General features: G+C 67.6%; 8 protein-coding genes. 1 reads left to right on the top strand and 7 read right to left on the bottom strand.

Annotated elements, in window-relative coordinates; translation table 11 throughout:
* Window positions 1-123: 123 nt before the first annotated feature.
* Entirely contained in the window at window positions 124-1,338 is a 1,215-nt protein-coding gene (locus tag ACFY3D_RS19875) for a hypothetical protein (RefSeq protein WP_389981178.1), read from the bottom strand.
* A 396-nt stretch (window positions 1,339-1,734) separates the two neighbouring features.
* On the opposite strand from ACFY3D_RS19875, the gene ACFY3D_RS19870 reads away from it, so the two are divergent.
* Entirely contained in the window at window positions 1,735-4,686 is a 2,952-nt protein-coding gene (locus ACFY3D_RS19870) for an ATP-binding protein (protein WP_389981176.1), read from the top strand.
* A 567-nt stretch (window positions 4,687-5,253) separates the two neighbouring features.
* Here ACFY3D_RS19870 and ACFY3D_RS19865 read toward each other — a convergent pair.
* From ACFY3D_RS19865 to ACFY3D_RS19840, 6 genes are all read right to left on the bottom strand, one after another.
* Window positions 5,254-6,096, bottom strand: coding sequence for a carbohydrate ABC transporter permease (locus ACFY3D_RS19865; protein ID WP_362902042.1), 843 nt, complete (start codon window positions 6,094-6,096; stop codon window positions 5,254-5,256).
* Between the two features lie 10 nt (window positions 6,097-6,106).
* Entirely contained in the window at window positions 6,107-7,063 is a 957-nt protein-coding gene (locus ACFY3D_RS19860; protein WP_389981174.1) for a carbohydrate ABC transporter permease, read from the bottom strand.
* A gap of 72 nt (window positions 7,064-7,135) precedes the next feature.
* A complete protein-coding gene (locus ACFY3D_RS19855; RefSeq protein WP_389981172.1) occupies window positions 7,136-8,413 on the bottom strand; it encodes an extracellular solute-binding protein in 1,278 nt (425 codons plus the stop codon).
* Window positions 8,414-9,090: 677 nt separating this feature from the next.
* Window positions 9,091-10,374, bottom strand: coding sequence for a sensor histidine kinase (locus tag ACFY3D_RS19850; protein ID WP_389981444.1), 1,284 nt, complete (start codon window positions 10,372-10,374; stop codon window positions 9,091-9,093).
* Between the two features lie 29 nt (window positions 10,375-10,403).
* Entirely contained in the window at window positions 10,404-11,108 is a 705-nt protein-coding gene (locus ACFY3D_RS19845) for a response regulator (protein WP_389981170.1), read from the bottom strand.
* Window positions 11,080-12,309: a glycosyltransferase gene (locus ACFY3D_RS19840; RefSeq protein WP_389981168.1), complete on the bottom strand. Its 1,230-nt coding sequence runs from the start codon at window positions 12,307-12,309 to the stop codon at window positions 11,080-11,082. The genes ACFY3D_RS19845 and ACFY3D_RS19840 overlap by 29 nt, the downstream gene beginning before the upstream one ends.
* Between the last annotated feature and the right edge of the window lie 167 nt (window positions 12,310-12,476).

Here is a 12,476-nt window from a genome sequence, read left to right as displayed (position 1 = left end):
GTCCGGGTGGAGCGGGGGCTGCCGACGGGGGCGGGATCCGGCGCAGCCTGAGCGCGTGTTCCAGCCGGAAGAGGTGAACTGACACGAACGTACCGAACACGTTGATTCTCCGATCCGGATGGTCTACCTGACGAAAAAAGGCGCCGGAGCCGGTGCGGTCACCGGGATGGTCGCGGGTTGCCGCAGTTCCAGCAGCCGGTAGATGAGCCGGCGCATGTTCCGGTCGAAACGGCCTGGCTCGGAGGTGATGCCTTCCGCGACGGCCCGGTAGTGGCCGGGCCCCACCTCCTCGGCGATCCTGACCAGCTGCTCTCGCAGCGAGCCGCGAGGGGAGAGCCTGGGGGCGACGGTGGCGAGCCCGCCGAAGGCGGACGCGGGGTCGACGTCGTCCCGGGGAAAGCCGGCCAGCGCGACCGGTGCCCCGGTGACCGCCCCGTACAGGGTCGCCGATCCGTGGTCTCCGATGATCCAGTCGGCCGACGCGAGGACCGCGTGCCAGTTCGCCTCCGGTGGTACCAGGCTCAGGCCGCGCCGCAGAGAGTCGGCGAACCAGGCTCTCACCTGCCAGATGCCGTGCCCGAACCAGACGTTGGGGTGCAGGAGCAGCACGACGCGGTACTCCTGCCGGGGCAACTCGGTGACCAGGCGGTGCAGCAGCCGGGGCCATCGGCCGAAGAGCGATGTCGACCCCCAGGTCGAACTGACCACGACGAGCTTCTGATCCGGCTCGACGGCCAGCGCGCGGCGGTACAGATCTCGGTGCGGCAGTGCGGCGACCAGCCTGTCGTAGGAGGGGTCGCCGACGACGGTGGCCACGGGGAGCGCCTGCGGGCAGGTCCGGCCCAGCCGTCCCAGCTCTGAGGAGTGGGAGAGCGCCACCGCGGAAGGCAGTACGGCGCCGTCGTACAACAGGCGCTGGGGATCGAGCCCGTATGCCACACGATCGCCCACGGCACGCACACCGTCTCGTACGGCCACGAGCTTGTTGAAGCCGGCGCCGTGCGGAATGACGATCAGTGGCGCGTGAATCTCGTGGAGCGCGCCCAGGCTGGCGGCGACGGCGAGATCGAACCGCTGGTTTCTGGACTGTTCCCAGGGCAATACCACCGCCCCCAGTCCACCGACGAAATCCGCGACCCCGTTGCTGAAGACGTCCGGGGCGATAGTGAACACGACCTGGATTCTCAGGTCGGATTCCACGAGGCGTACGGTGTCCATCAGGCGTTGTCCCGATGTGACGGTGTGGACGACCACCAGCACCACTTTGCAGTTCCTGCGCGTCACCCATCGGCGAGAGTCGAGCCCGATAGGAACCCTGCTCCATTCGCGGTCGGACATTTTCCTGTCATCACCCCTGACCTGTTCCGGCGGACGGGCGAGGTTCATCGTCCTCTGTAGAGAGGTTCATCGCCCTTCGCAGAGCGTCGCCGTCGAAACTTGCGGAAACCCTTGCGGTAATCCTGTTGCCAGCCAGGGGGAATGAGGATAAATAGGTCATAGAACTAGTCGAATCACTTACTGCTCAGTCGACTCTGACCAGTTAAATGCCTCATACGGAAGACCGCTCCCGCCGGGAAGGGGAATAGAATGGAATTCCGTATTCTCGGACCGGTCGAGTTTTGGTCCCGAGGTCAACGCCGTGACCTGGGGTGGGCCAGGGAACGTCACATTTTGGCCGTCCTTTTGATGACCCCGGGAAAGCCTGTTTCCACCGAGTCGCTCATCCGCAAGGTGTTGGGTGAAAACCCACCGGACAATGCCCGAAGCATCCTGTACAGTCCCATCGCCCGGCTGAAGGGCCACCTGCACGGCGCCGGAGAGGGCGTGCGGCTGAGAGGTGGTTCGGGGACGTATTCCCTTGAAACAGACCCGGAGAACATCGACTACCATCACTTCCGCGCGCTGTGCTCGAAAGCCCGTTCGGTAAGCGAAAAGGGCGACGTCGACGGCGCTTTGCGGCTGTATGGCGAAGCGGGTCGATTGTGGCGGGGGGAGCCGCTGTCCGGACTCTCCGGCTCCTGGGTCGTCAATACCCGTAGAAAGCTCGAAGGCGACCTGCTGGCCGGCACCGTCGAGCGCGTCGAACTCGAACTCCTTCACGGCTCGAACACCAACCTCGTGCCGGAACTGTACGACCTGGTCAACCGATTTCAATTCGACGAGAAACTGGTCGAGCTGCTCATGCAGGCGCTCTATCGAGCCGGTCGGCAGGCGGAGGCCCTCGGCGCCTACCGTCAGGCGCGCAGGCGTCTCGTCGGAGAGCTCGGCACCGAACCGGGGCCGGGGTTACGGGCACTGCACCAGCGCATCCTCCAAGGCGATCCGGCGCTGCTGCCCGAATCCCGGCGCGGGGCCACGGTGAACACGCCGCTGACCAGCCTCCCTCGCGACGTTCACACCTTCGTCGGCAGGACGCCCGAGATCAACCGGCTGATCGATGAGCGGATACGGCAGGACGCGGTCACCGTTCTCGCGATCGACGGCATGGCGGGGGTCGGGAAGACGGCACTGGCCGTGCACCTGGCCCACCGGCTCGCCGACGACTACCCCGACGGCGTGCTCTATCTCGACCTGCTGGGCTACGACGCAGAGCACGCGTCGATGGACCCGGCGACCGCCCTCGAACGTCTCCTGCGCCTTCTCGGTATTCCGGTCCCTGACGGCCTGGACGAGCGGGTGGCGAGGTGGCGCACCGCGCTCGCTCGCCGCAAGGTGCTCCTGGTCCTCGACAACGCCATCGGGAATGATCAGCTCAGCCCTCTCCTACCGGGGGCACCCGGTTGCCTTGTCGTGATCACCAGCCGTCGGCGGCCGGCGGGGCTGGACGACGTTCACTCGCTTTCCCTGGAGGTGTTGCCACCTCAGGAGGGAGCCGACCTCTTCGGTCGCGTCGTGGGTTCGCGGCGCGCGCTCCCCGCGGACGACGTCGCGCGGGTCGTGCGGCTCTGCGGCCATCTCCCCCTCGCGATCCAGTTGGCCGGTAGCCGGCTCCGGCACCGGCCCGCGTGGAGCGTGGCCGACCTCGCCGAGTTGCTCGGCAGGAACGACCGGCGGCTGAGCGAGATCCGGGCGGGGAACCGCGGGATCATCGCGGCGTTCGAGCTTTCCTTCAACGGCCTGGACGAATGGCAGCAGCGGGCGTTCTGGCGGCTCGGACTGCACCCCGGGGCGGACATCACCGCGGACTGCGCGGCGGCGCTGCTGGAATCGGACCGGGCCGAGGCGGAGAGGTTGCTCGACGATCTCCTCGACCATCACCTCATCTCCGAGCCTCGGCGAGGTCGATACAGGTTTCACGACCTCATCGGCGAGTATGCCCGCCTGCTGTCGAACCGGGAGCCGGAGAGCGCGCGAGCCGAGGTGCTCCACCGGGTCCTCGATCACTACCTTCTCAGGGCAGACACCGCCGACCGGCTGCTCTACCCGCACCGCACCCGCGGCCCGGCCGAAATGTTCGACGCACCGGGTCCCGGAGCAGGTATCACCACCGAGGAGCAGGCCCTCGCCTGGATGAACGCCGAAGTGGACAACCTGCTCCTCGTCACGCGCTACGCCGCCGATCACGGGTGGACGAGGCACGCGGCGCTGCTTCCACGCGTCCTCGGCCGATATCTCGACGTGTGGGTCCGCTGGGCGGAGGCGGCCGAGCTCCACACACGCGCCGTGGAGGCGTGGCGCGAACTGGGGAATCGGTCGGGGACCGCGTACGCGCTGGCCGACCTCAGCGTGGTGCGGCGGCAGACCGGCCGGCATGAGGAGGCGCTCCGGCTGGCCGACGAGGCGCTGACGATCCAGCGTGCCCTCGACGACGAGCGAGCCATCGCCGACCTGCTCGACAACAGCGGCCTGGTGTACTGGCAACGTTCCAAGTTCGACGTCGCCCTGAACTGCTTCGAGCAGGCACTGCGACTGCGCAGGGCCCTGGCCGACCGCCACGGTCAGGCCGCCAGCCTCACCCATATCGGGATCATCCACTCGCACCTGGGGGACTACCCGAAGGCCACCGAGCACCTGCTGGGGGCGCTCGGGTTGTACCGGCAGGGCGGCGACCGGCGCGGGCAGCAGGTCGCGTTGAACAACATCGGCGAGATCGAGTTCAGGCTGGGCAACTACAACACCGCGCTGAGGCACTACGAAGAGGCCGAGTCCGTCTACCCTGACATGGGCCCGCAGAACAAGGCCATCTGGCTCAACAACGTCGCCAACGTCTACCAGTTCCTGAACCGGCACGCCGACGCTCTCGAATGCTACAGAAAGTCACTGCGGATTCACGGTGACATCGGCGACCGGCGGCACGAGGTGGACGCCCTCAACAACATCGGCAATTGTTACGCGCGCATGGGCAGGGACGGGGACGCGCTCGTCCATCACCAGAAGGCATTACGCATCTCCATCGAGATATCGGAACGTCACGAGGAAAGCCGAGCCCTTCTCAGTATCGGCGGAATTCATCATCGGGCCAATCACCACGACACCGCCCTGGCCCATTACGGGAAGGCCCTTGCCGTGGCGCACGCCATCGGGGACGTCCACCAGGAGGCCCGCACGCTCGACGAGATGGGCACCGCGCTCGCCGACGCCGGCAAGGGGGCACGGGCAGAGGAGTGCTGGCGACGGGCGCTCGATCTCTACGAGTCTCTCGGCGTGGTGGAGGCGGAGCTACTCCGGGCGAGACTTGCCAGGTAGAGCCGACGGGAGCTGCCAGGCGGCAGGTGGACCCATCCTGCTGTATGATCTTCAGGGCCTACTGGGTGCTCAAACGCATACATGTCGCCCTTATCGCTAATTCGCCACTTTTGTTCTCATATTCCCCGCAGGATGCCGCGACCCCTGCGAGATGACTACCAGTTCTGGATGTCCTATAGTGGGGTCATCGTCCTGGCCGAAATTTGAGACCAAAGATGTTTTCAATTTTTAGCAAGAAAGCGAAAAATAGCGATGAGACGACCCTTCAACGCCGTCGGCGCCATTCTTGTGACCGGGGCCTTTATGATTTACGCTATAGACCTGTTGTCGATCATTGATTCTCTGGGTGTCAGTGCCTGAAGTATATTATTGAACGGCGGGGAGTGGCATAAGCCGCTCCCCTTTTTTGTCGACCTCGACGGTCCCGCACCCACGACAATAGCGCGACCGAGCAGACGATCCGGCGACCACGCCCACCACCCGCACGGCCCGTGCCGACGCAGCCTATCCCCCGGACCGTTACCGTCCGTCATCCTCGTACCCGCCGAGGCCCGGTGAGCGGCGGCCTCAGCCCTTGAAGGCGCCGTTCATGATCCCGGCCACCATGCGCCGCCCGACGAAGACGAACAGGACGAGCAGCGGGAGGGTGGCGAGGAAGGAGCCGGACATCGCGAGCCCGAGGTCGATGCTGAAGCTGTTCTGCAACGCCTTGATCGCGATCTGGACGGTGTACATCTCCGGCGACTTCAGCACCACGAACGGCCACAGGAAGTCGTTCCACGCGGTGACGAAGCCCAGCAGGCCGAGCACGAAGGCGGCGGGGCGTACCAGCGGGAACGCGACCCGCCAGAAGATCTGCCAGGTCGACGCCCCGTCGATGCGGGCCGCCTGAAGGATCTCGTCGCTGATGGCGGACGATATGTGCTGGCGCATCCAGAAGATGCCGAAGGCGTTGGCCAGGCCGGGGACGATCAGCGCCTGGAGCGTGTCCACCCAGCCCAGCGACGAGATGATCATGTATTGCGGGACGATGGCGAGCTGGGTCGGCACGGTCATCGTCAGAACGACGACCAGGAACAGCGTATTGCGTCCGCGGAAGCGCAGTTTGGCGAACGCGAAGCCCGCCAGTGCGCACAGCACCGCCTGGCCCACGCCGATCGACCCGGCCACGATCAGGCTGTTGACGATCGACTGGACGAACGGCACGGTCGAGAACACCAGGCCCGCGAGGTGGAAGAAGTTGTCGCCCGGCACGATCTCGGGCGGCAGATTCGTCGCCGTCGCGGTGTCGGTGGTGGCGACGATGAACATCCAGTAGAGCGGGAACAGGCAGAAAAAAACGGCGAGCGCGAGCAGCGCGTAGGTCCACCATCGGACACGATCGCCGGAGCGTGGTCTCGTCGTGCTCACGATCGCCTCCTCAGCCCTTGACCGGGCGGATCCGGGTGGACAGGAAGTAGTTGAGGCCGGCGAGCACGACGACCATCACGAACAGCGCCACGCCGACCGACGCGGCGTAACCGAACTTGAACTGGGTGAACCCCTGCTCGAACAGGAAGAGGGTGAGCGTCTGGCACTGACGGATCGGCCCGCAGGTGGTGGCCGCTCCGCGGTTCACGAGCAGGGGCTCGGTGAAGATCTGCAGCCCGCCGATCGTCGAGGTCACGATCGTGAACACGATGACCGGCCGCAGGGCGGGGAGGGAGATGTGCAGGAACTGCCGCACACCTCCGGCTCCGTCGACGGCGGCCGCCTCGTAGATCGCTCGGGGAACGGCCTGCAAGGAGGCCAGGTAGAGCAGCGTCGTGTAACCGAACCACCGCCAGGCCACCATGACGGCGATCATCACGTGGCTGCCCGCCACCGACTGGGTGAAGTCGATGTGCTCGACTCCCACCAGGCCGAGCAGCCAGTTCAGCACCCCGTAGTCGCGGTCGAACATCTGGACGAACACGATGGCGGTGGCGGCCACCGAGGTGATGTACGGCACGAGCATCGTCATGCGGAAGAACACGGCGAAGCGCAGCCGTACGTGGTTGAGCAGGTGCGCGAGCAGCAGCGCGACCAGCAACTGCGGCACGGTGGACAGCAGCCAGATGCTCACGGTGTTGCGCGCCGCGTTCCAGAACCGCACGTCCCCGAGCAGCCGGTCGAAGTTGTCCAGGCCGACGAACACCTGCTCGCCGATCGGGTTCCAGTCGAACAGCGCCACGTAGAAGGTGAACAGCAGCGGGATGAGGCCGAACACCGCGAAGAGCACGAAGAACGGGGTGATGTAGGCGTAGGGGGCAACGGTCTCGGCGAAACCGCGCCGCGCCGCCTCCACCGGCGGGGCCGGGGGCAGGTCCGCCTTGGTGGGGCTGATGCTCGTCGTCACGGTCTGCTCGCTTCCCCGCCACCGGCGCGGGCCCCTTGGAACGGCCCGCGCCGGCGACGCTCGCGAAGGGGCCTAGCCACCGAGCGCGGTCTTGATGTTGGTCACCGCCGCGTCCCACGCCTTCGCGGGATCACCCTTGCCCTGCTCGACGTTGGTGATGGCGTTCGTGAACTCCGTGCCGATCGTGGTGCTGTCCGGCCCGATGAGGAACGGCTTGAGGCCGAGCAGCGAGTCGGTGTAGATCTTGCCGATCGGTGCGCCGGAGAAGAACTCGTCCTTGGCGGAGGTGAGCTTCGGGTCCTGGTAGACCGACGGGGTCGCGGGCAGCGACCTGGCCTCGGCGAAGTGGTCGAGCTGGCCCTGCGGCGACTGCGTGGTCGCGATGTAGTCCCAGGCGGCCTTCGGGTTCTTGGCGTTCTTGGGGATCGCGAGGAAACTGCCGCCCCAGTTGCCCGAGCCGCCGGGGATCGTGGCGATGTCCCACTTGCCCTTGGTGTCCGGGGCGTTGTCGCGGATCTGGCCGAGGAACCAGACCGGTGCGGCGGCGACGGCGAAGTCCCCCCGCTTCATCGCGGCGCTCCACCCCTCGGTGAACGAGCTCTGCTTGGCGGTGATCCCGGCGGCCACGGCCTTGAGCGCCTGGTCGAAGGCGGCCCTGACCTGAGGGCTCTGTTCGTACACCAGATTGCCCGCGGGGTCGTAGTACTTCTCCTGCCCCTGGTTGACCACCTGCGAGTAGACGCTCCCGCCCGCGTTGTCGATGAACGCCTTGCCGGTGGCCGCCTTGTACTTCTTGCCGATCTCGATGAAGGCGTCCCAGGTGGGCCAGAGCTTGCCCACCTCCTCACGGTCCGTCGGCAGCCCGGCCTCCTTGAACAGATCGGTCCGGTAGGCGATGGCCATACCGCCGACGTCGGTCGGGATGCCGATGATCGAGCCGTCCTTGGCCGTGGGCTGGCTGATCACCCAGTCCAGGTAGTCACCCTTGACCTTGTCGGCACCCAGTGTGCGCAGGTCGATGAAGTTCTGCGGTTGCTGGACGAACTTGGGCAGGTCGTCGCCCTGGATCAGCACCAGGTCGGGCACCTTGCCGCCGGCGAGCGCGGTGGTGAGCGCCTGCGCCGTCTCCTGCGCGTTCCCCACCTCGGTCAGCTTCACCTGCACGTTCGGCTTCTGCTTCTGGTACTCGGTGACGGACGCCTTCTGGTTGATCCCGGTGAACGACCAGAACTCGAACGACGAACCGTCCGATTCGCCGGAGGGAGTCCCGGACGACGAGCCTGAGCACGCTGCCATGCTGAGGGCCGCGGTAGCGGCCAACACGACCGCTGAGACGTTACGGAACTTCACGGCGACCTCTTTTCGCTTGCTGTGGTCAGGGATGCGATGTGCGGCCCGGCAACGCGAGGATGCGCCGCGCTCGCCGGGCACCTCCTCCGCGCGTAGGACGGTGCCGCGCCGCTTCAGGCTCCGGATCGCGAGCGCCGGACAGGTTCGGCACCGCCATGCCGACCTGCCGCTTCACCTGCGGAGCCTTCTGACATCGCTCTTGAACATGAAACTTTCGGAATGTCACACCGGTCATTGATCCAGGACATTAGGGCTCCGCTGACCTGAGCGTCAATATTCTTACGGCAATGTGTCTGAAACAATCGGACTACCAGTTTTATGTTTCGGAAGTACACCGTGCCCCTCCACCGAGACGACGGAAGTGGCCCGCCAGGAAGATCACCGGAACCGAGGGAGAGATCCTGCACCCTCGGGGCCATCTCCGGGATCATGCATCGCCGGCAGTGGCGAGCGTCTCTTCACTGAGGGCGTCTCCCTCTTCCTGTCCGGCCTGCGCTGGCACTCCACTCGTTCCTGGCCGCCGACGGGCGTCCGCGTCTCACCGTGCCGGAGCTGGATCACGCGAGGCCCAATGGAGTTCACGCAGTTCGGCGGAGGGGTCCAGGCCGAGCGACTCTTTGAGCGTCGCCTCGGCCGCACCGGTGCATCGGGCGCGTACGCGATGCGGAGAAACGGGATCAGGCGGGCCGGCCCGAACGTAGTGGCAGGCGGACGATGAAGATCGCCCCCAGGCCCAAGCCCCGCGAGGTGGCCGTGATGTTGCCGCCGTGGGCGCGGACGATGCCGCGGGCGATGGTCAGGCCGATGCCGCTGCCACCCGCGGAGGCCGGGCGTTCCGGGTGCTGGACGCGTTCGAAACGGGTGAAGATCCGTGTGAGGTCGTGGGCGGCGATGCCGATGCCGGTGTCCTGGACGCGGATCTCGACCTGCGGCTCCGGGTCGTGAATGGCGTTCACGCTCACCGTCACCCGGCCGCCGGGATCGCAGGCGACCAGGGCGTTGCCCAGGAGGTTGACCAGCACCTGGGTGATGCGGCCCGCGTCGAGCGGAGCCACAACCGGTGGACGCGGGATCGTGCTGAGCGTGATCCCGCCGTCGTCGAACTGGGGCCGCAGCCGTTCGGCGGTGCTCACCGTCAGCGCGGTCACATCGGTGGGCGCGGGGTGCAGGACGAACGCGCCCTCCTCGACACGGGAGAGGTTGGACAGGTCGTCCGTGAGGCGCCGCAGCCGGTTGAGGTCGTCGGCGAGGGAGGCGAACATGAGGTCGTCGGGGGCGAAGATGCCGTCGGCCATTCCCTCGATCTGACCGCTGAGGATGGTGAGGGGGGTGCGCATCTCGTGGGCGATCTCCGAGACGAGGCGGGCGCGGCGGCGCTCCATGTCGGCGAGCGCCGCCGCCAGCCGGTTGACGTCCTCGACCAGGGCGGCCAGCCCTGGCTCGCGGGGTACGTCGAGGACGTCGTCGTAGTGCCCTTCCGTGAGGCGGTGGGTCGCGGCGCTGACCTGGCGCAGCGGCCGCAGCAGGAACCGGGAGAACCCCAAGGACAACACGAGCGCCGTGACCAGGCCGATGGTCAGCGCGGGCCAGACCAGTTCGATGCCGACCTTCTCCTGAATGCCCCGGGCGAGCAGCTCGACCACCGCCGATTCGAGGCTGGAGAATCTCCGGTGGAGTTCGCCGTAGTCGTCGAAGCCGGCCAAGGCGTCGGCGGCGAGGTTCACCGCCATGAGCGTCACAGCCAGCACCACCACATGGGACAACGTCAGGCGGACGGTCAACGGCAGCGGCGGCAGCAATCGCCACAACGCCACGACCGGCTTCGCCGCGCGGGACGGCACTCGGCGGACGAGCGGTGGCAGCCGCCACCACAGCGCCGTGATCGCCATCGCCGCGCTGGACCGCACCACGCGCACGGCCGACGTCAGCTCCCGTGCCGCGCCGCCGACCGGGATACGCATCGCCACGGTCCGCACGACTCCCCGGCGGTTCATCCGGCGGGCCGGGCGAGGAAACGGTAGCCGATGGCCCGCACCGTGCCCACGAAGCGGGGCGCGTTCGCGTCGTCGCCGAGCGCGCGCCGAAGCGTGCGGATGTGGACGTCCACCACGCGTTCGTCGCCGAAGAAGTCGCGGCCCCATGCGTGATCGATCAGCCCCCGGCGGGTGAACACCCGGCCCGGCGCGCGGGCCAGGACCACCAGCAGATCGAAGTCGAGCGCGGACAGCTCCACCGTACGGCCGGCCTCGGCGACGACGATCCGCGCGTCGAGATCGATGATCAGCCCCTCGAAACGCAGGGTACGGTCCTCCGGCGCAGGGTCAGGGCCGTCCGCCCGGCGCAGGATGGCCCGCGCCCGCAGGGCGAGCTCCCTGGCGCTGAACGGCTTGGTGACGTAGTCGTCACTGCCCGCCGTGAAACCGATGACCCGGTCCACCTCCTCCGTTCGCGCCGTCAGCAGGATCACCGGCACCTGACTCGTGACACGGATCCGGCGCAGCACCTCGAACCCGTCGAGCCCGGGCAGCATCACGTCGAGTACCACCAGATCGGGCTGTTCGCGGGCGACCGAGGCGAGGCCTGACGGCCCGTCCGGGGCCTCCAGGACCTCGAAACCGTCCGCCTCCAGATAGCCGCGTACCGTCATACGAATCTTGGGCTCGTCGTCAACGACCAGAATGCGCTGGGTGCTCATGCCTGTCCCCGTCCCGGGCGATCCGGAAGGGCCGGGGCGTTTCGGCCGCTTCCTGGTAGAGGTTCTCGAAGGTGTCCAGGGTGTCCGCGATGTCATGCCGGGCGACGGTCTCGCGGCTGGCGTCGCCCATGCGCGTCCGGGTCACGGGGTCGTCCAGCACAGAGCCGAGGGCCGCGGCCAGCGCCGGGACGTCGCCGGGCGGGAAGAGCAGTCCGTTGACTCCCGGGCGCACCAGGTGGGGCAGGGCCATGGTGTCGGCGGCGACGACGGGCTTTCCTGCGGCCATGGCCTCCATGGTGGCGAGGCTCTGCAGCTCAGCCGTACCGGGCATGCAGAACACGTCGCAGCGGGCGTAGGCGTCCAAGACCTCCTGGTCGTCGACGAGGCCGTGGAAGACGACGCTGTCGGCGACGCCGAGCGCGCGGGCGAGATTCTCCAGTTCGCCGCGGCGGGAGCCGTCGCCCACGATCTCGGCCGTGACCGAAAGCCGCTCGGACAGCAGCGGCAGGGCGCGCAGGAGGACGTCCACATTCTTCTCCGCGTCCAACCGGCCCACGAACAGCACGCGCGGTCCGTCGTCCGCCCTCCTCGCCGGAGACTGCGCGAAGCGACGCAGATCCAGCCCGCAGGACACCGGAAGGACTGTGCCGTCCAGGCCCTGCTCGCGCAGCAACCGTACGGCGCGAGGGGTGGGCGCGGTGACGATTCGGGCGCGGCGAAAGACCCGGAGGAAGTCACGCCAGGCCAGCCTGCCGATCGCGGTGGCGAGCCGACCGGGCAGCGGGGCGTAGCCGATGAGGTTCTCCGGCATGAAGTGGTTGGTCGCCAGCACTGGCACGCCCGTGCGCCGCGCGATGGCGGTCAGCGTCCTGCCTACGCCGAAATGGGACTGTACGTGAACCACGTCGGGTGCGAGGCGGTCCAGCAACCGGGCGGCCGCTCCGCGGATCCGCCAGGGCACGCAGACGCGGAAGCCGGGATGGAACGGGGTGCCGTAAGAGGCGAGGTGGTGGACCGTCGGACCGCCGCGCATGACGCGCTCGGATACGGCGTTCTGGGCGGCGGGGCAGATGACGTGGACGTCGTGACCACGCTCGGCGAGCCCGACGGCCAGGCGGTGCGCGAAGTTCGCCGCGCCGTTGACGTCGGGAGGGTAGGTGTCCGCGCCGATGACGATGCGCTGGGTGTGGCCGCCGGGCATGTGATGCTCCTGTCGTGAAAGGCGCCGCGGGAGGGAGGTTCTTGGGGTGAGTCGGGGCCGGTGGGGATATCGCGGGAGAGGCGGATCACCCCGCCGATCGCAAGGGCGGCGCAGACCAGTCCGAGACCGGCGATCGGCCAGGTCAGGCCGGGTGCCTCACCGAGTAC

The organism is Streptosporangium sp. NPDC000509, from assembly GCF_042898365.1.
Lineage (GTDB): Bacteria > Actinomycetota > Actinomycetes > Streptosporangiales > Streptosporangiaceae > Streptosporangium.
This window is presented reverse-complemented; position numbering and strand designations above follow the sequence as displayed.